We start from the raw sequence: 24,198 nt of genomic DNA, 5'->3' as shown, positions 1-24,198 counted from the left end.
TTCATTTAATAGTAGTTCGAAAATACAATTCCTTTACGTTTATTTTATTTCGAAATTCAAAATAAAATCAATGAAACCACATGATCCCCCATAGATTGAAATCCAATTTCTGCGATTTTTCAGATGCTTGAAACCGCCCGCACTTCATGCCGAAACAGCACTCAACCGCCTCGCCGGGAAAATGAACGACATGGTAGTTTTGCAACGCACTAATCGCGTTAAAGGTGCAATTTTCGCACTGCACCAGGAAAATGCCCCCCACGCTCGGACTGGACCGGGGCTTCGAAAAAGCAACGGGCGGTCAACGCCGCCCGTCGTTAAAAAAATTTGTTGGAGCACAAAAAAAAGCGCCTCAGTCTTCCCGGAAAGCTCGATCAAGGCTTTGCGTGATCGGCTCGAGCAGATAGTCCATTGCCTTGCGAGCACGCCGGATAATCAGGACTTCCGCCGGCATGCCCGGGTAAAGCGTCAAGGCAGGCTTGCCGTCCAGCTCTTCGGAACGAACCTGTGCGCGCACGATGTAGAAGGCCGCTTGTGTCTGGGGATCGACGGTCTGGTCGGCAGCGACATAGGTCACCTCCCCTCCTAGCGGGCTGGTGTTCTGCCGGTCATAGGCGGTCAGCCGGATACGCGCCTCCGAGCCGACACGAACGGTATCGATGTCGTTCAGGTTCATTCGAACCTCGACAAGCATCTTCTCGTCTCGCGGAACGATATCCATGATCGCCTTGCCAGGCTCGACCACCCCTCCCGGTGTCCGCATCTCGATACTGGAGACAATACCGGCCTGAGGGGAATGGACCACCAGCCGGTCGAGGACATCCTGCGACGAGATGATCTGTTCGTTGGTGAGGTTCAGTTCAAGCTGAGCCTCGAGGATCTTTCCGGCAATGTCGCTTTGCCATTCCTGTTCGGCCTGCAACAGGGCAACTTCCGCACCCTGGCGCGCCTTTTCCGCACGCGCCTTCTGGGCCTCCAGCTCACCGCCGTCGCCAATCATCTCGCTCAGTTCCAGCTGAACTTCGCTAAGCATGGCTTTTGACGTGAACCCTTTCTTCTCCAGACCACTGAGGGCGTCGACACGCTCTTCAAGCAGCTTTCGCCGGTGCCCGGTGGCTTCGATCTGGGCCTGATTGGCCTCGATCTGCGCCACATACTGCTCCATCTCCTTCTGCTGAAAGGCGATCTTGCCCTCGTAGACCTGACGGCGTTTTTCGAACACCCCCTGTTCGGCCGCCACCACTTCGGCGATCAGGGGCTCGCTGCTGTTCTTGAGCTCTTCCGGAAATACGATTTCTTCCGACAGGTCCCGCTCGGCCCTGAGACGGGCCAGTCTCGCCAGCAAACTGGTCCGTTTGCCATGGAGCTGCGCCAGCTCGGCACGTGCCCGCGTGTCGTCCAGCTCCACCAACGGCTGGCCGGCATCCACGAAATCCCCTTCCTGCACGAGCAACCGGCGCAGGATTCCACCTTCCAGATGACTGATGGTCTTGCGCTTGCTGTCGACAATCACCTTGCCGGTGGCAACCGCCGCACTATCGAGATCGGCGGTAAATCCCCAAAGCAGAAATCCGCCAAAGCCGATCGATACGGCCAGAGCTGCCGCCAAAAGCGGTTTGCGCAAGCTTGGCGGGCGCGCATCATCCGCCTTGAGGGCGGCCATCCAATAAGCCTGGCCCGTTCCGGTCGCCGCCTCGGACGAAGGTGTGGCAACCGGCGGCTTTGCCTGCTCGGGACGCTCGCTCATGCCACTTCTCCACTCGTCGGCAGGGCACGGCGTGCGGCAGGTGCCGGCAGGCGCCTGGAAATACTGCTGACGACATCCGTCCGGTCACCGAACTGGCCGATCCGGCCATCTTCCAGCACCAGGATCTTGTCGGCCGCCTCCATGATCGCCGGTCTGTGCGCGATGACGATGACGATGGCGTTGTCTTCCTTTGCCTGCGAAATAGCACGCAGAAGGGCAACCTCCCCTTCCGTATCCAGGTTGGCATTGGGTTCGTCGAGCACGAGCAGGCGCGGCCGTCCGAACAGCGCACGCGCCAGGGCGACACGCTGCTTTTGTCCGCCAGACAGGGTGTAACGGTTGTCACCCACGGGCGTGTCGTAGCCAAGTGGCATCCGGCCGATCATCTCGTGAACGCCGGCGGCACGTGCCGCATCGATCACCATCTGAGGATCGGCATCATACATGCGCGAGATGTTGTCCCGAACCGTTCCATCCAGAAGAGACACCGACTGCGGCAGATACCCGACCATCGCGCCAAAGGACGCCCGCTCCCAGAGATAGGCGTTGTGTCCATCAAGAAAGACGCCGCCCGTCGTGGGCTGAAGAACACCTACAAGCAGACGGGCCAGGGTCGACTTTCCGGCTGCCGACGGGCCGACAATGCCAAGAACGTCACCGGGTTCGAGCGTGAACGAAATGCCCTTGATAACAGGCACAGGTGCGTTGGGCGGCGCATAGACCAGCTTGTCGATCTTGAGCGATCCCTGGCTGGGCGGGGTCGGCACGGTCTGGCGAAGCGAAGAGTGGTTCTCCAGAACCTCGCGCACCCGGCCCCAGGCGGTTGAAGCGAACACCCACTGGCGCCAGTTTTCCGTGAGATTGTCGAAAGGGGTCAGCAGGCGCCCCATCAGGATACTTGCGGCGATCATCGTGCCGGCAGTCACCTCTCCCTTGATGACAAGATCCGCGCCAAGCGCCAGAACCGCGATCTGCATGCCAAACCGGAGGCTTCGCGTCAGCGCGTGGATTGCCTTGCCGCGCCGGCTTCCCATTGCCATCAGTTCCGTGGCATGGAGCTGCCCCTTGCGCCAACGGCGCGTCAGGGCAGGCATCAACCCCATTGCCTCGATCGTCTCTGCGTGGCGAAGCGTGGAGGCGATCGTCGCGACATTCTGCAAGTTGGCGGTGTTCGCTTCCTTCAACAGCGAGCGTGTCGTCATATCGGAGAGAAGGTTGAGCCCGATCAGCGTAATCGCTGAAACAACAGCCAGTAGCCCGTAAAGCGGATGCAGGGCAAACAGCACAATCAGGAACAGCGGCACCCACATGGCTTCCAGCGGTGCGCTGATGGCGTTGCTGGTTATGAAGGTGCGAAGATCGTTCAGGTCCCGCAGCACTTCGGAGGCCATACCGCCCCCCTTCTCCAGCGAGGATTTCACCCCCGCCTCGATTGCCGTCAGGTTGAGACGCCGAACCAGTTCGCTCCCCATCACCTGGAAAATCTGGCTGCGGATAAATTCGAGAATCGCAAAAAGCATCAGCCCGCCACAGGCGATGATCAGCAACATTGTCAGGGTATCGAGGCTCTGACTGTTCAAAACCCGGTCATGAACCTGCAGCATGAACAGCGGCACGATCATCTGCAGCAGCGTGATGAACCCGCTCAGAAGCGCCGCTGCGGCGAGACCGGTTGCAAAGGTGACACGAGCCTCTCTTATGAGACGGAACGGATCGATTGCGTCCGGTGTTGTCTTTTCAACCATTCAAGATTCTCCGAAGCCTCAACCGATAGGTGTGTTCGCACGTGCGAAAAAAAGAGCGATTGCCCAGAAAACGACACATCTTTTCCATAGGAATGACGAAAGCATATAGACTAACTTGGGGTATCTAGTGCCTTTAATTATGGCAATCGATTGGCAAAGAGAAGAAATGCAAAAACAAAACTAATAAATGCATCAATGTGCATAGACAGGGAGCAGAATAGCGATGAAATTATTTCGAATTTAGTTCGAATGTAGGTGGGAGTTTGGGGCAAATGCACAAAGTCTTAGAAGACGCAACAAGGGACATGAATGGGCGCGTTTCGCGGACTGAACCTATGGTTGAAGAATCCGTCAATCATTCAGCATACGGGGAAAGAGAAAGGATCGCGGCTCCAGCGTCGCAAGCGAACCATTTCGAACTCGTAAGAGTCATCGAACGAATGTATCGGCGCTACCTTGACCGCCTCCGCGTCGATCTGATCCGAATAGGCGCGGACGACATCTCTCCCGCCCATGCCATGTTGCTTTTCACCATCGGTGACGACGACCTGTCCGTGCGGGATCTGATGGACCGCGGTCACTATCTCGGATCGAATGCGTCCTACAGCCTCAAGCAACTTGTCCAATCCGGCTACGTCGACCGAACGGCTTCGGCACGGGACCGGCGCTCAGCCCGTATCCGTCTGACCGACAAGGGAAAGATGCTTTGCAGAGCCGTGAAGGCAGCCGACGAGGTCAATCAGGACCAGATCGTGCGATCCGAACAGGACCTGAAGGCTCTCGAAGAAACATTCGCACTGCTGCGCAAGCTTGAAGTCCTTTGGGCAACGGACCTTCAACAATCCCCCTTGCGTCTGGACGGCACCCGTTTCTGATCGAAGGTTTGGCACATGCATATCGTGTTCGTGCACCGGCATGGGCCCGGGCAGTTCGTTCATCTTGCCCGGCGTCTGATCGCCGATGGCTGGACTGCCACGCTCATATGCGAATCCCTGGACCGGCCGGTGCCGGGCCTGCGTGTGCTGCGCTATGCCGGTGACACCCGGCAGGCGGCCAGCGCAGGTGGACGGCCTTCCGTGCCTTACATCGAGGCGGGCCGCAAGGTTGCCGATATCCTGCACAAGCTGGACCTGAACGGCCACAAGCCCGACATTGTTATGGGACATATCGGTTGGGGCGGCATGATGTTCGTCAAGGATGCCCTGCCGGATGTACCTGCCATCGGTTTCTGCGAATATTACTTCCAGCCGCAGGGCGGAGACGTCGGGTTTGCACCTTCCGACGAGATGTCGCTGCAGCAGCGCCAGACCATGAGGCTCCGCAACGCCATCCAGCTGTCCACTCTGGATCAGCTCGATGCCGGCATCAGCCCGACGGCCTGGCAGAAGAGCCGCTATCCCGCAGAATACCGGTCAAAGATCCTCGTGCAGCATGAAGGCATCGACACGACCCGGGCTCGCCCCGACGCGATGGCCGGATTTCGCCTGCCGGACGGCAGACACCTGACCGCGGGCGATCCGGTGGTCACCTTCGCGGCACGTGACCTGGAACCCTACCGCGGGTTTCCCCAATTCATGCAGGCGGCAGCACTGGTCGCCCGCGAAAATCCGGAAGCCAGGTTCGTTGTTGCCGGTGGCGACGGCGTCAGCTACGGACGCGCACCCTCTCGCGGCGACACATGGCGCAACCGGCTTCTTCAGGAAACCGGCCTTCCACCTGACCGGATCCACTTTCTGGGCCAGATCCCGCACAAGGATCTCCTGAGCCTGTTTCAGGTCTCTGCAGCCCATGTCTACCTGACTTACCCGTTCGTCCTGTCCTGGTCATTTCTCGAAGCCATGGCCTGCGAGGCACCTGTCATCGCGTCCAAAACCGCTCCGGTTCAGGAAGTCGTTCGAGACGGGGTCAACGGCAGGCTCGTCGATTTCTGGGATACGAAGGCAATCGCTGCCGAAGTTTGTTCGGCGTTGCAGTCTCCGGCAGACCGGCAGGTCATGCGCCGGGCAGCGCGCCGGACCGTTGTCGCCAGATACGAATTGTCAGCCTGCGTCCTGCGCCTGCAGGCGCTCTTGAGCAAGCTGCCGAACCGTTCGGCGCAACGGCAGCCCCGCCTTGGACCAGTCGCCGGAAGGCGCAACGTGGTGACGGAGTGGAACCGGGTATGAAGGGAATTGTTCTTGCCGGCGGCGCCGGGTCCCGCCTGTTTCCCATGACGCTGGCAAGCTCGAAGCAGCTTTTGCCCGTCTACGACAAACCAATGATCTACTACCCGCTGACCACGCTGATGCTCGCCGGCATTCGAGACATTCTGATCATCTGCACACCGCGGGACTTGAGCGCGTTCCAGCGCGTCCTCGGCAAGGGAAACCGCTGGGGCCTTAACCTGTCCTACGCTGTCCAGAAACACCCTGCAGGCATCGCCCAGGCATTCCTGATCGCGGAAGACTTTCTGGGCGGGGAACCGTCGGCCCTCATTCTGGGTGACAACATTTTCCACGGCACCGGCCTGTCGGAAAAAATGCTGGCGGCCCGGCGAAACGAGACCGGCGCAACCATATTCGCCTATCAGGTTCATGATCCCGAACGATACGGCGTTGTCGGCTTCGACAGCGCAGGCAGGGCTGCCTCAATCGTTGAAAAACCGGTTGCTCCGCAATCAGACTGGGCGGTGACCGGCCTCTATTTCTACGATGCCAGGGTTGTCGACATCGCCCGGACCCTCACCCCATCCGCACGCGGCGAACTTGAAATCACCGACATCAACAGGGCCTATCTGGAAAGCGGTGACCTCAGCGTCCAGATGCTGGGCCGGGGCTATGCCTGGCTGGATGCGGGAACGCCGGAATCGCTGCTGGAAGCGGCTTGTTTCATCCAGACTCTGGAATCCCGCCAACGCCTGAAGATTGCCTGTCCTGAAGAGGTCGCATTCTACCAGGGCTGGATCTCAAGAGGTGATCTCGAAGCGCTGGCGAGCGAGATTTCAGGCACGACCTACGGCCGTTACCTGAACTGGGTCGCCAGGGAAGCCGCAAAAGCGCAATTTGAACCGGCAAGCGCCCTGGCCTCCTGAGAAGCGTCAGAATCGCGCCGTGATCGAGGCCTGCAGATTGAGATCCCCGGCTTCCGTTTCTCCTGCGTCCTGCAGGGCAACGCCCGTGATCAGGTTTGCCGTCAGATTGTCTCCAAGAGCATAGTCGAAGCCAGCGCCAACACCGGACAGCGTCGCATTGTCGTCTGTGGCGTGATCGATCCCGAACCCGATATCGGCAAACAGATAGGCCGACAGACTGTCGTTTGTCAGTGATTGTGGCCAGCTTTCAGGCAGATTGCCGGCAAGCGGCGAGAAGGACGGCAGACGCAATTCGTTCCGCCAGATGACACCGCTGTCGACGCTGGCATCATCGTAGTTATACCCGCGCACCGCATATCGCCCACCAAGCGAGATCCGCTCCGTATCCGGCAGCACCTGCCCGGCGAGCGTACCCGAGACGGCGCTCACCCAGAAGAACCTGTTCGGAAGAGACGTTGTCCGGCTGATGTCTGCGGCAAGATACGCATAGTCGACCGACTGGACACGCCCATTGGTAAAGGTCTGCCAGGTGGTTGCCGCATTTCCCTGGAGAACACCTCCCGGATTGGCTTTCACCCTGACATCCAGCGCCGTGCGGCCAAACCGGTCATCGAACGAATTGCTCCAGCCAAGCACCATCTGGAACAGATCCGCGGCACCGTCGGCAACCGCGACGCCATTGAAGAAGGTTGTCCGCTCCAGACGTTTCAGCTCAACGCCCGTGTAGATATCCCCCCAATAGCGCCCCGGCAGGAGATTCGAGACAGCAGACCTGTAGATGATCGGCAATTCATAGGTGGTGTTTTCAAAGTCGAAAAAACGGTTCGGCGTCTCGCGTGACGCAACCATTGCCGGGGCGATTTCAAGACTTTGCCGGGCCCAAGTCGGAATGGTGAGCCTGCCTGCGTGGGACACATAGGAGGGGTAGTCGCCTTCACGCGGAATGACAATTCCCGGATCGCTCCAGATGTCGTCGCTGGCCGTCATCTGGTAGGAAAGCCAGGGGCTGCCCGGAAAGGGAAGACGCGCATTGCCACCCAGAAAATACCGGTCACGTCCTGTGTCCTGCGATCCGGAATTGGACCACCCCGCAAACACCTGCCAGGGCCTGCCTTCATCGATCGTGACTTCGAGGTCGCTGAGCGCAGCATCCTCGCCCGGGCGAAAGACCCCACCCGCCCGCCTGTAGGGGGAGCGGTTCAACCAGCCGAAATCCTCTTCCAGTGCGCGCGCATCTATGCGCCCACCGGGGTTGATCCGCAGCCTTGCGCGGATCTCTTCGGCGTCGCGCTCGTCGAGCCCCTGCACCGTCACGTTGCCCGACTTGAACTCGATTACCCTGACCTGCAGCACCCCGCCGGTTATTTCCTGCGGTGGCAGGGTCACGGATACGAACGGATAGCCGGCATCCTTGTAAACGCGGGCTATGGCAGCCTGAATCTCCCCAGCAAGGGCGAGGGAAAGCGGCTTGCCGAGATACTCCGACAGCACGGCATCCAGTGCGGCCTGATCGAAAGCAGCTGCCGGACCGCCGATACCTTTCGGAGCTCGGCCTGCCACATCGTCGGACTGACCGATCAGATAAACGCCGGCCAGGTCAACCCCGAGCGGTGACCTGTCGGTGGCGCCGAAGTCCTGGGGGGCGACGTCCAGCGAGACCGGCTCTCCGGGTTCAGCAGCCGGAAGGTTTCTCTCAAGAGCCTGCTGGGCGAATGAACCTTCGGAAACGAGCGCAAGACCGGCCACCAGGGCTGCAGTTATCGTATGTCTTGTCATGCCGGACTACTCTGCCGCCGCACTGAGCCAGCGTCCGAACGAGCGGTTGCAGGGGTGAACGGCACCTTCGCCGCCGACCACTCCCGGCTCGCAGGCAGAGGGGTTGTCTTCAAGTGCCTCGTCGGTATCCGGGGTCTGCAGCCGGTTGCGCTCCAGCACCTGCTGGCGGGGATCGGTGGAAGACTGCCCATTGCCGGAAGAACCGGACGTTTCGGAGGGGCTCGTGATCGTCAACGTGCCATCGACGCTCACAATGTCGTAGCCGAACTGATGCGAATAGAAACTGTTGCCTATGGCATAACTTCCGGCCGCGGTTGCCGTGACGGCGGCACCGCCATCGAAACTTCCGAGGAGGCTCGCTCCGGCCGAGGACAAGGCATAGGTGAACCCGCCGGAATAGACCGTACCGTCATATGCTTTCGACTTGTCGTCACCCGTTACCGTGATCGCGGTCAGGAACCCTCGCAGGAGTGGGGTCGTCTGCCCCTCGTAGATGCGCCAGGTGTTCGCCGTGCCGCCCTGGTCGTCAATTCCAAAACCTGCCGCTACAAACGTGTCGAGCTGCTGCATGGCACTGCTGGTCACACCGGTGACATTGGTCACCGAACCGCCAAGCTGATCGCCGACTGCATTGTTCAGTCCGGTAGTCTGTGTGTCCCAGACGCTGTTGGTGAGCGTGATCGTACCAGCGTCCATAGTGCCGACCAGGCGGCCGCCGTTCACGCTTGCGGAGACGGCACCGGTTGCATACGAACGGGTCACGGACGACCCGTCAAGCATCCGCCCGACAAGGCCGCCGATCTCGTTGCTGCCAGAGACGTCCCCGGTGGCGTAGCTGTCGGAAATGCTGCTGGCCGTTACGCCGACGAGCCCGCCGGCCATGCTGCCGGTGTGGATCACGTCGCCAGTCGCAAAGGACCGTGTGATTGGCGCTCCGACGGAGTAGGCAACCAGCCCACCGAGACGCGTCGCGACGTTGTCGGAACTTTGCACGGTCCCGGTCGCATAAGAGAGATCGACCGAGCCCGAATCAATGGAGCCGATGAGACCGCCTGCGCCATATGGTGTGGTGGTACCACCCGTGTTATCGGCAAGGAGCGTGACAGTTCCGCTGGCATGAGATCTGGAAACGTCGACATTTGACACCCGGCCCATCAGTCCACCGATGTCATAACGGCCACTGACGTTGCCGGAAGCGGACGAACGGGTAACCTGCGATGCATCAGAAGTCTGGCCGTCACCGATAAGGCCACCGGCAGCATAGGCCGTGGTGGTGACATCCGCCGAGGAATGTGTGTCGGTAACGGAATACTCCGACGCCATTCGTCCGGCAACGCCGCCGACATTACCTGCACCTGTCACCGTGCCGCCAACCGAAACATCCGATACCGAGACCTTGCCACCAACGGCGTTGCCGATCAGCCCGCCAACACCGACCCCTCCCGCGATGTTGACGTTCGTCAGCTTGAGATCATGAATGGAGACATCCTGACCATCGGCTCTAACGACGCCAAACAACCCGATCGAACTGAAGTTACTTGTCGAGGTCAGGCCGTCGATCGTATAGCCGCCACCGTCGAAATTGCCGCGTAGGCTTGTCGACGCAAAGCCGGAACCACCGTTCCAGGCCGCTGTTCCCGAAGCGTCGATATTCCGGGTCAGCACATAGTTTACCGGCGTGGTGCCGGAACCTGACTGTATGCCCTGAAGACTGTAGACATCGAAGATCTGGTACGGGTTGGCTTGCGATCCATCACCACCAAGCGCACGTACAAAATGACCGCCCTGGATATCGAAATCCCGGGCATAAAAATCCGGCAAACTGCTGCCGACCTGCAGCCAGGCGGTATCGGACTGGAAATCGTCGACATGGATATCACCCGTCGCCGTTGAAGTGACATTCGTTGCGCTGCTCGTCTGGTCCACACGCAGCTTGCCGTTCGGCGCGGTGACGGAGCCGTTGATCTTGATGGAGGCGTTGCTGGCGTCGGCGTAGAGAGAAAGCTGGTTGCTGTTAGACCACGCGACATCGCCGTTCACTGTCAGGTCACCGTCATGGGCCCACAGGATGGCGTTGCTGTCGCCGACCGAAAATGTGCCATTCGTTGCAACAGTCAGGTTGCCACCGGCGTAAAGATTGTTGTCGAGATTGAAGTTGGACGTCGCATTCAAATTGAAGTCGAGACTGTTGCCATTCTGGTCGGTTCGCACAACCGCCGACGTGTTGAACAGGAAGTCGAGATCGGTGTCGCTGAACGCGCCGATGGTCGTGTCCAGAGCGGTGACCACGTCCGTCGTGGCCGCTGCACCGGTATTGACGTTGAAGGCCTTGCTCCAGATATCGGCTCCGGAGACGCCGGTCGACGTAACTGTGTCGGCGAAAGTCGCCGCTTTGGTGCTTTCACCGTCCAGATAAGACAGGACCCCTGCGGAATTGAGCGATCCGGCCGTAGTCAGGATGTAATAGTACCCGTTTGCCCCGCTCACAGCGCTGCCGACAAGATTGCCGCCGGAAAGTGCGCTGACATTTGCTCCGGTTTGGGCCGTCGTGCCCGCATCACTGTAGACGATACCTGAGACCGCCTCGGGTGTGGCGGCATACTCCCACTTGAAATAAGGGAAAAGTCCGCTGCCAGTGCCCCAGATGCTGCTGTCCAGGGTAAAGCCACCCAGGGTCAGCGATCCCTGCATCTGGGAAGTGGTCAGACCGCTCGTGTTGGTCACGGTGGGGGTATAGGAATTCGTGTAACCGATCACCTCGGTTTGTCCGGTGGTTTCAGTATCCCAGGCTGTGTCGGTTATTGAAACGCTTGAGTCGGAGACTTCAGCGACCAATGCGGCTGCATATCCTTCAGCCTCTACAAGACCCGTAACAAAGGAGTTTTCAATGACCGTGTTCCTGTCGGCCGTACCGATGAGCCCTCCAGCCGCGGCGCCGTTTGTACCGAGCACCTGACCGGCAAAATACGAATTCGAGATCGTAAGATCTTCCGCGTACCCAACCAGTCCACCAGCCTCCCGAAAGCTCCCTGACGAGGTGACTGTCGCCGTCGAATAGGAATTTTCGATCCTGTTGTCGTTGTCGTCTGTGGTGCCGACAAGACCACCGACCTGCCCTCCGGTTATCGATCCTGTCGAGCTGGAATTCGAGATTATCAGCCCTTCACCCATAATCGCGACGAGGCCGCCGGTAGCGCTGCCCCCATCCGTCGTCGTGACGGAAACATCGGCATGAACATTGGTCATGGTCGACTGGTCGATGTTGCCGAAATACCTGGCCACGACGCCTGCGCCCCAGGAATTCGCCTGAACGGTTCCACTGACAGTCACATTCGACATGTTGTGACCGTGATAGTTCCCACCGCCTGTGTCGCCGACCAGAATTGCCGTCTGGTTGTCACCGGTAACAGACGCGTTCGTGAGTGTAAGGTCCTTTATCTCCAGGTCACGTCCGGAAGTGAAATAGTTGTCTTGCCAATAGCTTATGAGTGCGACATTACCTTCGGAAGGCCGGTTGATATAGAGGCCGTCTATCGTATGTCCCTTGCCATCCAGGCTTCCGGAAAAGGAAACAGGGTCAAAGCCAGCACCGTTATTCCACGATGATGTCATCGACGCGTCGATATCGTTCGCAAGCTCATAGTAAAGGCTGATATCGCCGGACCCGCCACCACGCCTGTCACTGGTCGTGATCCCTTGCAGGCCATAAACGTCAAATAGCGCATAAGGGTTGGAAAAAGTGCCATCGCCACCCTGCGCCCGGATGAAAGTCCCGAAGCCAACACTCAGTGCGTTCGTGGCAAAGTCTGGCAGGCCCGCGCCGACCTGATCCCAGACACCCCTGGTGAGAGCGAAATTGTCGACATCGACCGCGCCGGCTGCTCCCGTCGAGATTGTGCCGACGGCAGCCGTGCCACTGTTGCCGTAAGCCAGCAGGGTCAGCCCACCGTTCTGACCGTCGATGGCCGCATTGATCGCGATGTCGTTATAGGCGTTGAGCGTCAGCGTATTTGTGCTCGTCCAGGTGATGCCGGAATTGATGGTGATGTTGCCGTCGCCGGCACTCTGGTTGCCCGGACCACTTGCAGACGAGTTGGTGGTCTGCAGACTCACGTTGTTGCTGGCGAGGTTGGAAGAGATCGTTGCAGCCGCCGCCGCATCGACTGTCAGGTCAACCGGGTCGATCAGCCAGAGACCGGTCTGACCGCCTTCAGACGAGGTATCGACCGTGATGCCGGCAAAATCGATCGTGTTTCGGGCAGACGTTTCGACAAAACCGCCTTCACCGCCCACGCCCCCCCTGGCGCTCAACGTTCCGGAAACACTTGCCGTGTCCTCGGCAAACACCACGATTTCACCACCCTTGACGCCGCTTTCTTCCGCCGAGGCGTCGAGCGTACCGGTGATCGCGATTTCTCCGCCCGTCACCGTGATGGCGCCACCCTCGGTCGCCGGCTTTGCACCCGGCACCGGAACGTTCTCCGCCAGTCTGCGCGACTTGAGCTTGCCACTGACCTGGACCTTGCCCGTATTGCCCGCCGTCAGGAATATCCGGCCACCGGAAGTGCTGACACCGGTTGCCTTGACGACACCATCCATGTTTCCAGCCAGCGCAAAGACATTGCCGCCATTCGCGCGGATTTCCGCATTGGCCGCCGCGATGGTTCCGGAATTGAGCGCTTCGGTATCGGCTCCACCAAGCTTGACCGACAACAGGCCGTCTGCATCGGCGACGTCTTTCATCAGGACTTCGTAGCCAGCGGCAAGGGCTGCGGTGCCGTTGGGCGCTTCAATCGTGCCACTGTTTTCAACGCGGCGCGCAATCAGTGCAATGTCACCCTGCGCTGACCGGATAGTGCCCGCATTTACGACTTCGGCACCGCTCGTGCCGGAAAAGGTCAGGCCGCCGCCATTCAGAAAATCGCTGTCGGTAACGTCCTGCGTCGAAGCGACAAAGGAACCACCTGTCGACACAAGCCCGCCACTGCCAACGGCAACTCCGGCAGGATTGACGAGAAACACGCTGCCCGTCGCGCTGAGGCTGCCGTCGATACGGCTCGGCACATTGCCCGTGACCCGATTGAGCGTGGCACCGGCGCCGTTGTCGAAATGAACCTGATTGCCGGACCCGATGGAAAAGCTGCCCCAGTTCACGATACCGGCATCGCTTGATTGCTTCACATCAACCCGTGAATCACCTTGCGTAATGGTTCCGTTGCCATGCGTGAAATTGCCCCCTTGCGGCAGGGTATCGCCTGAAAAGGCTGCGGTGGGGACAAGGGCTGTCGTCAGCAGTAGAAATGCGGCAAGGGAGGCTGTCCGGTTTGAGCCGGATGGAATGGCAGGCTCAACCGTTGCGCTTGAAACGCCGGTGCTTCGGGTCCTGGACGCCATTTGTATCATTACTCCCGCTGTTGCGTCGTCTTGTGCCCACGACGGTCAACATTGGTGTAAATACAGATGGCGAGAGATCGAATTCCACCTACCAATACTAATCAATTCTGACAGATTCTGACGAGACTTGCTTCCTTTGGGTGACACCTGCCTGAAATCGAAGCTGCCGCAATCAAGGCCTCGAAACTGTTACTTGAACAGGCAGGCCGCTTCCGTCATCACAAGCGCATGCTCGATCTCAAGACCATGTTGCTGCTGGAATTCGCGACAACCGCTTTCATGTCCGTTGCCTGGCTTCTCGTCTGGTTCGTCTGGCGTCAGATCTATGAGCTGAAGGTCATTGCGGCCGGTTTCTTCGCCATTGCGATTGGATTGTTTCTCTATTTGCAGCGCGGTCCGGACCCATCGCTCATTCGCGTCGTGACGGACAACATGGTGCTCAAATTTGGCCTGGTCCTGTGGGCCGACGGCCTGGCGCGCTTCCTCGGACAACCCCGGTTTGTCGGTACCAGCGCGTTCTGTCTCGCGGCACAGCTCCTGTTCTGGATCTTCGCCGTTGTCTATGACCCGACAGACCTCGGCCTGCGCATTCATGCCTCCACTGCCTTCACAGTGGTGATGATGGCACTGATGATCCGGACGCTTTACCGCGACCGCTCCCAACCTCCTTTCCTGCGCTGGATCATGATCTTCCTGCTTGGGGAATATTCCGCCGCAAGTCTGCTGCAGAGCGCACTTGTCTATATTCAGCCATCGACGGTTGCCAATCCGGTGATGACCAACATCAACACATGGTACTTCTTCCAGGGACACATCTTCATTGTCGGCTTTTTCTTCTGTCTGATCTTCATGGTGGGCATGCGCCTGTCCATGGATTTGCGCGACCGAAACGCTGCGCTTGCGCGCGAAGTAACGTTGAGACGGCGTCTGGAGGGAGAACTGTCCGCCAGTCTGGAAGGGGAGAAGGCCGCCCGTCAGGACCAGCGCCAGTTGATGCGCATGGTCAGCCATGAGTTTCGCACCCCCCTGGCAGCAATCCGCTACGCTAGCGACATGCTCACCCTGATGCTGGAACGACCGCAGCAGGCTGTCGCCCAACGTCTGAAAAGCATCGACGAGGCCGTTTCCCGCATGACGATGCTGATCGATCGTTTTCTTGCAAGCGAGCGGCAGGATGAAGGTGTGCTCAAGATCGAGCAGGTGGATTTCTCGGCCCTTTATGAGGACGTTCAGCGGCACTTCGACCATGCCGGCCTTGGCGAACGCCTCAGACTTCATCCCGTTGCGCCGATGCCGGCATACCGGGGAGATACCGAGATGCTCCGCACGGTGGTCGTCAATCTGGTCGACAATGCGCTCAAATACTCACCAAAGGACGCCGAGGTCGAGATCACGATAGGGGCCCAGAACGGTGATATCGTTCTCGAAGTGAAGGACCGCGGGATCGGCATTCCGGATCGGGACCTGGCGCAGATAGGCAACCGCTTCTACAGGGCCTCGAACACTGGCGGAACCGGAGGCAGCGGGCTCGGCCTTCATTCCTGCCGGCAGCTCGTCGGCTATCACCAGGGACATCTGGATTTGAGTGCAAGACAAGGCGGCGGCACGCTCGCCAGGGTTTTCCTGCCGCTTCCCGGATTTGCGCGAGCGGACTCTGAGACCATGCAGGAGGAGGAACCGGCATGAACAGGATTTTGATCGTGGAGGACGAAAGTGCTCTTCGCGCCGACCTGTTGGATTATATGCGTCTCAACGGCTTTCAGGTCAGCGGCGCGGGCGGCGCGGCCGAAATGTGGACCGCGCTGGATGACGCCGAACGACCGGATGTCGTGATCCTGGATGTCTCGCTGCCGGACGGAAACGGCTTCGACCTTGCAGGCGACCTGAGGGCGAAAATCAATTGCGGCATCATCATGCTGACCGCACACGGCGACAGCGAAAGCCGGGTCCGAGGGTTCGACAGCGGCGCGGACATCTATCTCGTCAAGCACACCAGCCTCAGGGAAATACTGGCTGCGGTGCAGAGCCTCATACGCAGACTGTCCGGTGCCTCATCAGAAGGCAACAGCACGGCAGAATGGGTGCTGGACAATGTCTCCTGGAAGCTTCTGCCGCCGGACGGCGACGCAATAAAGTTGACCGCAACCGAAAGGATCTTTCTGGAAGCCCTGGTCTCCAATTCCGGCGCTCCTTGCGCCCGGGACGATCTCTCCCGGCTTCTTTCCAATCGCCAGACCCAATTCGACAACCGGCATCTGGATGCCGTCGTCAGTCGCCTCAGGCGCAAGATCCAGGATCAGACCGGAGTGGAATCACCCATCAAGTCTGTCTATGGCGTCGGATATTCCTTCAGTGCCGCCTGCAAGATGGACAGCTAGCCCGGTTTGTCTCGCTCAGGCTGCCGAATACGCGGCGGAACCCGAAGGGTCTGGCACCATCGCCGTGCATATTTCCGTCGACGTTCGGAATTCTGATATAAGGTGCCTCCAAATGAGGCAATCCGGGATGTCAGGCGCAATCAGTTTTCAGAAAATATCCGTCGTTCTGGCCGTCATTGCGATGTCCTGCCTGGCGACACTCCTGCTGTTGACTGCCGCAAACGCGCGAGATCTTCGTGTCCTGACGTCCTTTCCGGACTATTTCACGAAGCCCTTCGTCGATGCGTTTTCGAAGAAGTATCCGGCGATCAACGTTACTGTCCTGAACAAGAACACGGTCGCCTCGGTCGAGGAAATCCTGCTGGATAATCCGCGCGGCTTCGACCTGTTCTGGTCGTCGTCACCCGAGGCCTTTTCCCTTCTTGAGAAATTCGGCCGCCTGCGGGAACGCTCACAGGACAGCAGCCAGACCTTTGTCGATTTCGCCTATTCCGGTGTCGGCTGGTGCTGGATGGAAGACTTTGAAGGCAGGCCGCCCACAAGCTGGAACGATCTGCTGGACGCACGCTTTCAGGACAGGCTGGCCATGTCCCACCCTGCCCGGTCAGGGTCCACGCACATGCTGCTGGAAGTCATCCTTCAGGACCGCGGCTGGGATCGGGGCTGGCAGTATATCTTCGGCCTGTCCCAGAACCTCAAGACCATCACCGCCCGCAGTTTCAGTGTCATAGAGGGGCTCAAGCGCGGCCGCTTCGATGTCGGCTTGTCGATCGATTTTCTGGCGCTGACGGAAGCCGACGACGGCGTCCGCTTTCAATATGGTCAACCGGTCATGATGGCCCCTGCCCGGATTTCCATTCTCAACCATGGCTCCGCCCCTGAGGAGGCGGGTCTGTTCATCGATTTCATGTTGAGCAAACCCGCGCAGGAACTGCTGACACAGCCCGACATCCGCAGGATCCCGGTGGACACCACTGTTCGCGAACAATCCTTGAACCAGTTCCCCAGGGAAGTGCAGGCTGCGCTGAAATTCAGCTGGTCCACCTATGACCCCAATCTTGCCGAAACACGGTATCAGGCCGTCAACGACCTGTTCGACATCTTCATCACCAGAAATCTGGTTCAACGCAGAAACCTGTTGAGGCGCCTGGAAACGTTGAGCCGTCAGGCGCCTCCCGAACTCGTTCCTTCGCTGATCAAGATTAAGAAGAAGCTCAACCAGCTTCCCGTGTCCGAGCTCGATGCCGTGCGCTCGGAACGCTACCGGGACGCACAGGAGGAAGGCGCGAACTCGCTTGTCGGAACAGGCGAGGAATGGAGCCTTGCCACCTGGCGCGTTGCCGCCAGGGAGCAACTGGCGGAAGTCGATGCCATGCTGACCGGGCTCGAGGCAAGCATCCGGAATGGTCTGGCTGTCAATGACTGAGACGGCAAACCGCGGGCGCGGCACGATATGGTTTCGATTGCTGCTGTCCATCCTCACGATCGCCGCGATCACCTGGATCATCCTGGCCATCGGCGTGGTCTTCTTCACTCAGGCACGCAGCGATTTTGGCGAGATCACCGAAAAGAGCATTCCGGAAATCGCCCTGGCCTCCGAGCTTTCCGAATATGCGACACGCCTTGCCGTCATCGCGACCGAGATTGCCGCGCAGACCCGGGAACGCGAACCGGAAGCCATGCGCGAGGATGTGGAAGCCGCAAGCCAGGGCATTTCGGGCCTTCTGGAAACAAACATCCTGAGCGACACGAAAAACACCGCGAAGATAATCGAGGCGAAGGAAACCTTGAGCGACAAGCTCGGGTCCTTCCTGCAGGTCTCCCGGGATCTGCAGGCAATCAACAGATCGCTGGAACACTACCAGGTGGAACTGCGCTGGCTGCAGATCGATATCCAGACCGAAGTCGCTGCCCGCATTCAGGACCTGTCCTTCAACATCGACAGCCTGTCGTCAGAAATGGTCCGCTCGCAGTCGCGCACCGACCGGGTCGCGGCTGCCGCGATCATCCGGCAGGAAACCCTTCTTCGCGAACAGATGCAGACAATCGGGTCAAGCACGGCGACGGCGATTACCTTCCTGCTGCAGGCGCTTTATGTCGACACGGCGGAAAAACTCGCACAGCTCGAAGATCTGAATTTCGACGCGCTTGAAAACCTCCAGGGCATGCTGGCGGAGGTCCCGCAAAAGGCCGACACCGAGACGCTGGTGTCCTCGCTGGAGCGGCTGCAGGCCTTCGCCTATGACGAAACGGGGGTCTTTGCAGGATCGCGTGACCGGATCGAGCTGCAGCAACAGGCACTTGGCGACCTCAGCACCGCACAGGCCGCCGTCGCAGATCTTCAGGCAGCCCTGGTCGAGTTGGGCAGGGAACGCCGTCTTGCCGCCCTCACCTTCACCAATCAGGCAGCCGAACGGCTGCGCATTGCCTCTCTGCTGCTGGCCGTCGCAACTGTCATCTGCGGCGTCATCTGCGCCGGCATTCTGCTGTTTTATGTCCGCAACCAGATCGTTGCCCGATTGCACCGGCTGGCAGAAGCCCTGATCGAGATCGCTCAGGGCAATCTCTCCACGCCGATCCCCACACGCGGCAACGACGAAATTGCCCGCATGGGGGCAGCGACGGAGATCTTCAGATCCTCCGTAGTCGAACTGAACAGAACCCACGAAAACCTGCAAAAGGAAATCGTGGAGCGCAAACGCGCCTTCGACCAGTTGAAGCAGACCCAGCGCGAACTAGTTCAGGCCGGCAAGCTAGCGGCTCTCGGCCAGATGTCTGCGGGCATCAGTCACGAACTGAACCAGCCGCTCGCGGCCATGAAACATCACCTGCATAACCTTCGACTACTGCTTGCCAAGGGCAAGAGCGAAGCGGTCGAAGCCAAGGTCGACGTCGTTGAAAACCTTGCCGAGCGGATGTCGCGCGTCATCAAGCACCTGAACGGCATAGCCCGCCGTTCGGACTACGCGGTCAAGGACCTGATGCTGGAACAGGCCCTGGAACCTGTCGTTTCGCTGTTCGAGCGGCGCCTGGAGGAAAGCAACGTCGCGCTCAATGTCTCCGACTCTGCCGGCAAGCTAACCCTCCGCGCGGATCCCGTGTTGCTGGAACAGGTCCTGATCAACGTCATCGGCAACTCGGTCGACGCCATCGACATGAAAGCGGCAGGCGGTGGTGAAATCCGCATCGAGGCAGAACAAACTGCCGGTGACGCGACCATCCTGATCGCCGACAACGGCATCGGCCTTCAGGGGCAATCGGCAACGCAACTGACCGACCCGTTCGTGACCACCAAGGAAGTCGGCAAGGGTCTCGGTCTTGGATTGACCATCTCCTTCAACATCATGCAGGACATGGACGGGCATCTGGAACTTGCGGAAAACGACCGGGGTGGCGTAACCGTTCAGCTGAGGCTGCCATGCGCGGCACAGAACAAGGTGGGGCAGCTTGAGCACTCGGTTTGAAACGGGCGAAATCGTTCTGGTCGACGATGATGCGGATCTGCTGGAAGCAATGCAGGAAACGCTCGAGCTCGCCGGGTTCAGCGTGCGTTGCTACGCCAACGCCAATGTGATTGCCGAACAGATCCAGCCAAACTGGAACGGCATCGTCATCAGCGATATTCGCATGCCCGGCAGAACCGGCATGGAGTTTCTGCGCCTGATCCAGGAAAATGCCCCCCAGGTCCCCTTCATCGTAATTACGGCACACGGCGACGTGAAGACCGCGATCCAGGCGATGAAGCACAACGCCTATGACTTCATCGAGAAATCCACCGAACCGCAACACCTGATCGACACGGCCCGCCGGGCACTTGAAAAGCGCAGGCTGCAACTCGAAAACCTGGCGCTGCGGCGCAAGGTTCAGCGCATCCGCGATCCTCAGGGTGAGTTAATCGGCAGTTCGCAGGTCATGGCTGACCTGCGGTCGACGATTTCGCGCATCGGCCCGCTGAATGTCGATGTGCTTCTGCACGGGGAAACCGGCACCGGCAAGGACCTGACCGCACGCTGTCTGCATCAACTGTCCCCGCGCGCGCCGGGGCCGCTTGTGACGATCAACTGCGGTGCCGTCACGGAGATGGACATTGACCGCGAACTGTTCGGCTTCGAAACCGAAAACGGCTCCTTCCCGGGGCGGATCGAACGGGCGCAGGGCGGAACACTCTATCTGGATGAACTTGATTCCATGCCCAATGCGCTGCAGACGCGGTTTCTGCGTGTACTGGAAGAGCGCAAGATCACAAGGCTGGGCGGCAGCGATGCCGTCCCGGTCGACATCCGCGTCATCGCCGGCGTGAAGACCAACCCAGCTGCCCTCGTAAACGATGGCCGCCTCCGGGGCGATCTCTATCACCGGATGAATGTGGCGACCCTGTCCCTCCCGCCGGTGCGTGAACGCGGCGGGGATGTCATCGAACTGATGGAACACCTTCTGGATCAGGCCTCGGAAAATCACGGCCTGCCGCTTCCGAAACTGTCGCAGCGCCAGAAAAAGCAGTTCCTCACCTACGACTGGCCCGGCAATGTTCGCGAAATTCGCAACATCGCTGCACGGCTTGTCATCGGCCTGGAGGCTGACCTGCAGATAAGCAGCGGCCAGCCCATTGAGGTCTCCAATGGCTATGAGGCGGCCATGACCGCCTTCGAAACCGAGCTCTTGCAGAACGCTCTGCTTCAGACCGGTGGCCGCAAGGCAGAAGCCGCCGAACTGCTCGGCATCCCGCGCAAAAGACTTTACCTGCGCCTGAAAAGCTGCGGCCTTGCGGAGGAAGACGGGTCATGATCGACACGTTGAACGTGTCAGTTTTGACCCAAAAATATCAATAATTTCAATAATTTGACTCGAAAATTTCGCCAGTGATAGCGTTTCCTCGCTGAACGAACAAGGGGCTGGATCACCCCCTTGCGTCAGAATGGAGGAGACATAATCCAATGAGGAAATTACTGGGCCTGACGGCACTGGGACTGCTGGTGTCTGCCGGCGTGGCGAATGCTGCCGACAAGGTGGTCGTCGTGACATCCTTTCCGAAGGAACTGACTGATGCATTCGAAGCCGCCTTTGCTGCATCCAACCTGGACTACGAGCTGGAGATCCTGAGCAAGGGAACATCCGCAGCCGTCAAATACATTCAGGAAACCGCCGGAAACAACACGTCCGACCTGATGTGGGCGTCCGCCCCGGATGCGTTCGAAGTGCTGAAGGGCAACGACCTGCTTGCCAAGGTCGAAATCAACGCCGAAGGCATTCCGGAAAAGATCGGCACGTACCCGATCAATGATCCCGACGGCTTCTATTACGGTTTTGCCGCATCCGGTTACGGCATCATGTGGAACACCCGCTACCTGCAGGCCAACGAGCTGGCACCGGCAAAGGAATGGGAAGACCTGGCCAAGCCGGAATATTTCGGTCATGTCGGCATGTCCGCACCGTCCCGCTCCGGCACCACGCACCTGACGGTCGAAACGCTTCTGCAGGGCGCTGGCTGGGAAAAGGGCTGGGCCGACTGGAAGTGGATTTCCGGTAACATGAACACGGTCACCGAGCGCAGCTTCGGTGTGCCGGATGGCGTCAACTCGGGCAACTTCGGCCTCGGCGTCGTTATCGACTTCTTCGGCTTTTCGTCCCGCGCGTCCGGCTTCCCGGTCGACTTCGCCTATCCGTCGGTCACTGCCGTTGTACCTGCCAACATCGGTGTCGTGAAAAACGCTCCGAACCCGGAAGGTGCAAAGGCGTTCATCGAGTTCGTGCTGTCGCCGGAAGGCCAGCAGGTCCTGTTCGATCCGGCCATCATGCGTCTGCCGGTCAACCCGGCCGCTTACGCGACCGCACCGGACGGCATTCCGAACCCGTTCGAAGGCGATGATGTGAAGGCATCGGTCAACTTCGACGCCGACCGCTCGGAAAAGCGCTACAACGTCGTCAATTCCCTGTTCGACGTCATGGTCACCTACCGTCTGACCGAGCTGCGTGAAGCCGTCAGGGCCGTGCAGCTTGCCGAGATTGCGCTTGCCGACAAGGACAATGCGGAAGCCAAGGCACTGATCGCCGAAGCACGCGCACTCATCGACGCTACCCCCATCACCGAGGAAGAAAGTCTCGACCCCTCCTTCGCCGCCGTCTTCCAGCAGAAACGCAAGAAGGAAAGCGACGTCATCGAGGGCCGCCAGGCGGAAGTCGAGCAGCAGTGGGATGCCTTCGTGGTCGAGAACTACGCAAAGGCCAAGGCTCTGGCGGAAAAAGCCGCCAGCCTCTGACGGAAAACCAAAAACAACATCACGTCGAACTTGCCGCACCACCCGGAACAGGGAAGGTGCGGCCTCTTCCCCGGAGTTCATAGGCGATGACTACGAGCAATGCAGCGACTGCGCCTGCAAGGCAGTGGCGCATATTTCCCGAGCTGTCCGGCACCGCAATTGCGGGCGTCGCGATCGCCATCTTCCTGCTGGCGTTTCTCATCCTTCCCGTCTTGAAGGTGACCTATGTCGCTTTTCAGGATCCCCACACAGGAGCCCTGACGCTCCAGAATTTCGGCGACTTCTTCCGCTCGTCGCTGTTCCGCAGTTCCTTCGTGAACTCCTTCTACGTCTCGGCGATGTCCGTGGTCGTGGCAACGGTTATCGCCCTGCCGCTGGCCTATATCACCACCCGTTTCAACTTCGGCGGAAGCGCGCTGATCCAGAGCATCGGCGTCATCCCGCTGATCATGCCGCCCTTCGTCGGCGCCATCGCGATGCAGCTCCTGTTCGGCCGCAACGGCACGGTCAACCTTCTGCTGTCGCAATACCTTGGCTTCAAGATCCCGTTCATGGAAGGTCTGAACGGCGTCATCTTCGTCCAGTCCCTGCACTATTTCCCGTTCATCCTGATCAACCTGTCGGCGTCGCTCCGCAACATCGACAAGGCAATGGAAGAATCGGCGCAGAACCTCGGCTGCACGGGCCTTCGCCTGTTCCGCCGGATCGTGTTCCCGCTCGCCATGCCCGGTTACATTGCCGGCGCCGCGCTGGTGTTCATCAAGGTCTTTGACGATCTCGGCACCCCGTTGCTGCTCAACGTCAACAACATGCTGGCCCCCCAGGCCTATCTGCGCATTTCCTCTGTCGGCATCAGCGATCCGATGGGCTACGTCATTTCCTTCATCCTGGTGGCCTTCTCGGTCTTTTCGCTGTGGGCGTCCTTCCTGTTCATGCGGGGCAAGGATTATGCCACGGTTCAAAAGGGTGGTGGCGGCCTTGCGCGGCGCGACCTGTCGCGCGGCGAGAAGATCGTTGCCTATGGCGTCGTCGTCTTCATCCTGCTTCTGGTCCTGTCGCCGCATTTCGGCCTGACTCTGCTTGCGTTCGGCACGATCTGGTCGTTCAGCCCACTGCCGGACGGCTACACGCTGGCCAACTTCGCCACCGTGTTCGAACAGTCCCTGCAATATGTGGTCAACACACTGATCTACGCAGGCCTTGCCGCCGGCTTCGACATCATCCTGGGAACGGCAATCGCCTACATCGTGCTGCGAACCGGCATCAAGGGCCGCAAGATGCTCGACTACATGGCGACCGCCGCGCTTGCCGTACCCGGCGTCGTGCTCGGCATCGGCTACCTGCGCCTGTTCCACAGCTTCGAGGTGCCGGTCATCGGCAAGCCGCTGGCGTCCTGGTGGGTCATCATCGTGATCGCCCTGACCGTGCGCCGCCTGCCCTATGCGCTCAGGGCCTGCATGGCCGCGCTTCAGCAGGTCAGCCTCTCGCTTGAGGAAGCAGCGGAAAACCTCGGCGCCTCCAAGGGCCGCTCCATCCGCAGGATCGTCGTTCCGCTGATGGCCGGGGGGATCCTCGCCGGCTTCGTCACCAGCTTTGCCACTGCCGCAGTCGAATTGTCGGCAACCATCATGCTGGTCTCCACCAGCGACGACGCTCCGCTCTCCTACGGGATCTACCTCTACATGCAAAGTCCGTCCGGCCGGGGTGCCGGCGCGGCACTCGGCATCCTCGCCGTCGTGATCGTCGGCCTGGGGACGTACCTGTCGAACCGCATGATCGAGAAGGACCGGGCCCGCAAGGCCGAAGTCCGCGCATCCCACTGAGCGTTCAA

Annotated in this window: 14 protein-coding genes; 10 read left to right on the top strand and 4 right to left on the bottom strand. The window is 59.6% G+C overall.

Features of this window, described 5'->3' with window-relative positions:
- Positions 1-352: 352 nt before the first annotated feature.
- Both ACP90_RS06850 and ACP90_RS06845 read right to left on the bottom strand, forming a co-directional pair.
- Positions 353-1,747: an HlyD family type I secretion periplasmic adaptor subunit gene (locus tag ACP90_RS06850; RefSeq protein ID WP_208993480.1), complete on the bottom strand. Its 1,395-nt coding sequence runs from the start codon at positions 1,745-1,747 to the stop codon at positions 353-355.
- Positions 1,744-3,492 carry a type I secretion system permease/ATPase gene (locus tag ACP90_RS06845; protein ID WP_062487518.1) on the bottom strand — a complete coding sequence of 583 codons (1,749 nt, stop codon included), beginning with the start codon at positions 3,490-3,492 and terminating at the stop codon, positions 1,744-1,746. Before ACP90_RS06845 ends, ACP90_RS06850 begins: the two co-directional genes overlap by 4 nt.
- A gap of 440 nt (positions 3,493-3,932) precedes the next feature.
- Between ACP90_RS06845 and ACP90_RS06840 the strand changes: the two genes are divergently transcribed.
- From ACP90_RS06840 to rfbA, 3 genes are read left to right on the top strand one after another with little or no spacing between them, the layout of a single operon-like run.
- The gene (locus ACP90_RS06840; protein WP_228148025.1) at positions 3,933-4,367 is read left to right on the top strand and encodes a MarR family transcriptional regulator; all 435 of its coding nucleotides are present in this window, start codon (positions 3,933-3,935) and stop codon (positions 4,365-4,367) included.
- Positions 4,368-4,382: 15 nt separating this feature from the next.
- Positions 4,383-5,657, top strand: a complete 1,275-nt coding sequence (locus ACP90_RS06835; RefSeq protein ID WP_062487514.1) for a glycosyltransferase — start codon at positions 4,383-4,385, stop codon at positions 5,655-5,657.
- Positions 5,654-6,562: a glucose-1-phosphate thymidylyltransferase RfbA gene (gene rfbA, locus ACP90_RS06830; RefSeq protein WP_062491433.1), complete on the top strand. Its 909-nt coding sequence runs from the start codon at positions 5,654-5,656 to the stop codon at positions 6,560-6,562. Before ACP90_RS06835 ends, rfbA begins: the two co-directional genes overlap by 4 nt.
- A 6-nt stretch (positions 6,563-6,568) precedes the next feature.
- Here the strand turns inward: rfbA and ACP90_RS06825 are convergent, their stop codons facing one another.
- Both ACP90_RS06825 and ACP90_RS06820 read right to left on the bottom strand, forming a co-directional pair.
- Positions 6,569-8,338, bottom strand: a complete 1,770-nt coding sequence (locus ACP90_RS06825; protein ID WP_062487512.1) for a ShlB/FhaC/HecB family hemolysin secretion/activation protein — start codon at positions 8,336-8,338, stop codon at positions 6,569-6,571.
- Between the two features lie 6 nt (positions 8,339-8,344).
- Positions 8,345-13,732 (bottom strand): filamentous hemagglutinin N-terminal domain-containing protein, encoded by a 5,388-nt coding sequence (locus ACP90_RS06820; RefSeq protein WP_062487510.1) that lies wholly within the window; start codon positions 13,730-13,732, stop codon positions 8,345-8,347.
- Positions 13,733-13,960: 228 nt separating this feature from the next.
- Here ACP90_RS06820 and ACP90_RS06815 point away from each other — a divergent pair, with 228 nt between their 5' ends.
- The 7 genes from ACP90_RS06815 to ACP90_RS06785 all read left to right on the top strand — a co-directional run bounded on the left by ACP90_RS06815 (position 13,961) and on the right by ACP90_RS06785 (position 24,190).
- Entirely contained in the window at positions 13,961-15,418 is a 1,458-nt protein-coding gene (locus tag ACP90_RS06815) for a HAMP domain-containing sensor histidine kinase (protein WP_062487508.1), read from the top strand.
- Entirely contained in the window at positions 15,415-16,110 is a 696-nt protein-coding gene (locus tag ACP90_RS06810) for a response regulator transcription factor (RefSeq protein WP_062487506.1), read from the top strand. The genes ACP90_RS06815 and ACP90_RS06810 overlap by 4 nt, the downstream gene beginning before the upstream one ends.
- Before the next feature lie 127 nt (positions 16,111-16,237).
- Positions 16,238-17,536: an ABC transporter substrate-binding protein gene (locus ACP90_RS06805; RefSeq protein ID WP_062487504.1), complete on the top strand. Its 1,299-nt coding sequence runs from the start codon at positions 16,238-16,240 to the stop codon at positions 17,534-17,536.
- Positions 17,529-19,574 (top strand): ATP-binding protein, encoded by a 2,046-nt coding sequence (locus ACP90_RS06800; RefSeq protein WP_158514162.1) that lies wholly within the window; start codon positions 17,529-17,531, stop codon positions 19,572-19,574. Before ACP90_RS06805 ends, ACP90_RS06800 begins: the two co-directional genes overlap by 8 nt.
- The gene (locus ACP90_RS06795; protein ID WP_208993479.1) at positions 19,558-20,895 is read left to right on the top strand and encodes a sigma-54 dependent transcriptional regulator; all 1,338 of its coding nucleotides are present in this window, start codon (positions 19,558-19,560) and stop codon (positions 20,893-20,895) included. Before ACP90_RS06800 ends, ACP90_RS06795 begins: the two co-directional genes overlap by 17 nt.
- A gap of 149 nt (positions 20,896-21,044) precedes the next feature.
- Entirely contained in the window at positions 21,045-22,367 is a 1,323-nt protein-coding gene (locus tag ACP90_RS06790; RefSeq protein WP_055656022.1) for an extracellular solute-binding protein, read from the top strand.
- 86 nt (positions 22,368-22,453) lie between these two features.
- Positions 22,454-24,190, top strand: coding sequence for an iron ABC transporter permease (locus ACP90_RS06785; protein WP_062487500.1), 1,737 nt, complete (start codon positions 22,454-22,456; stop codon positions 24,188-24,190).
- Positions 24,191-24,198: the final 8 nt, after the last annotated feature.

The organism is Labrenzia sp. CP4 (assembly GCF_001579905.1).
GTDB classification, from domain to species: Bacteria; Pseudomonadota; Alphaproteobacteria; order Rhizobiales; family Stappiaceae; genus Roseibium; species Roseibium algicola.
Note: the sequence above shows the minus strand (reverse complement) of the source record. Positions and strands in the feature narration are given on the sequence as shown.

Bases quoted from the DNA above. Each gene is read 5' to 3' on its own strand.
- ACP90_RS06800 (WP_158514162.1), top strand. From the start codon at position 17,529: ATGACTGAGACGGCAAACCGCGGGCGCGGCACGATATGGTTTCGATTG.
- ACP90_RS06820 (WP_062487510.1), bottom strand. From the start codon at position 13,732: ATGGCGTCCAGGACCCGAAGCACCGGCGTTTCAAGCGCAACGGTTGAG.
- ACP90_RS06810 (WP_062487506.1), top strand. From the start codon at position 15,415: ATGAACAGGATTTTGATCGTGGAGGACGAAAGTGCTCTTCGCGCCGAC.
- ACP90_RS06845 (WP_062487518.1), bottom strand. From the start codon at position 3,492: ATGGTTGAAAAGACAACACCGGACGCAATCGATCCGTTCCGTCTCATA.
- ACP90_RS06850 (WP_208993480.1), bottom strand. From the start codon at position 1,747: ATGAGCGAGCGTCCCGAGCAGGCAAAGCCGCCGGTTGCCACACCTTCG.
- ACP90_RS06825 (WP_062487512.1), bottom strand. From the start codon at position 8,338: ATGACAAGACATACGATAACTGCAGCCCTGGTGGCCGGTCTTGCGCTC.
- ACP90_RS06815 (WP_062487508.1), top strand. From the start codon at position 13,961: ATGCTCGATCTCAAGACCATGTTGCTGCTGGAATTCGCGACAACCGCT.
- ACP90_RS06835 (WP_062487514.1), top strand. From the start codon at position 4,383: ATGCATATCGTGTTCGTGCACCGGCATGGGCCCGGGCAGTTCGTTCAT.
- ACP90_RS06785 (WP_062487500.1), top strand. From the start codon at position 22,454: ATGACTACGAGCAATGCAGCGACTGCGCCTGCAAGGCAGTGGCGCATA.
- rfbA (WP_062491433.1), top strand. From the start codon at position 5,654: ATGAAGGGAATTGTTCTTGCCGGCGGCGCCGGGTCCCGCCTGTTTCCC.
- ACP90_RS06805 (WP_062487504.1), top strand. From the start codon at position 16,238: ATGTCAGGCGCAATCAGTTTTCAGAAAATATCCGTCGTTCTGGCCGTC.
- ACP90_RS06790 (WP_055656022.1), top strand. From the start codon at position 21,045: ATGAGGAAATTACTGGGCCTGACGGCACTGGGACTGCTGGTGTCTGCC.
- ACP90_RS06840 (WP_228148025.1), top strand. From the start codon at position 3,933: ATGTATCGGCGCTACCTTGACCGCCTCCGCGTCGATCTGATCCGAATA.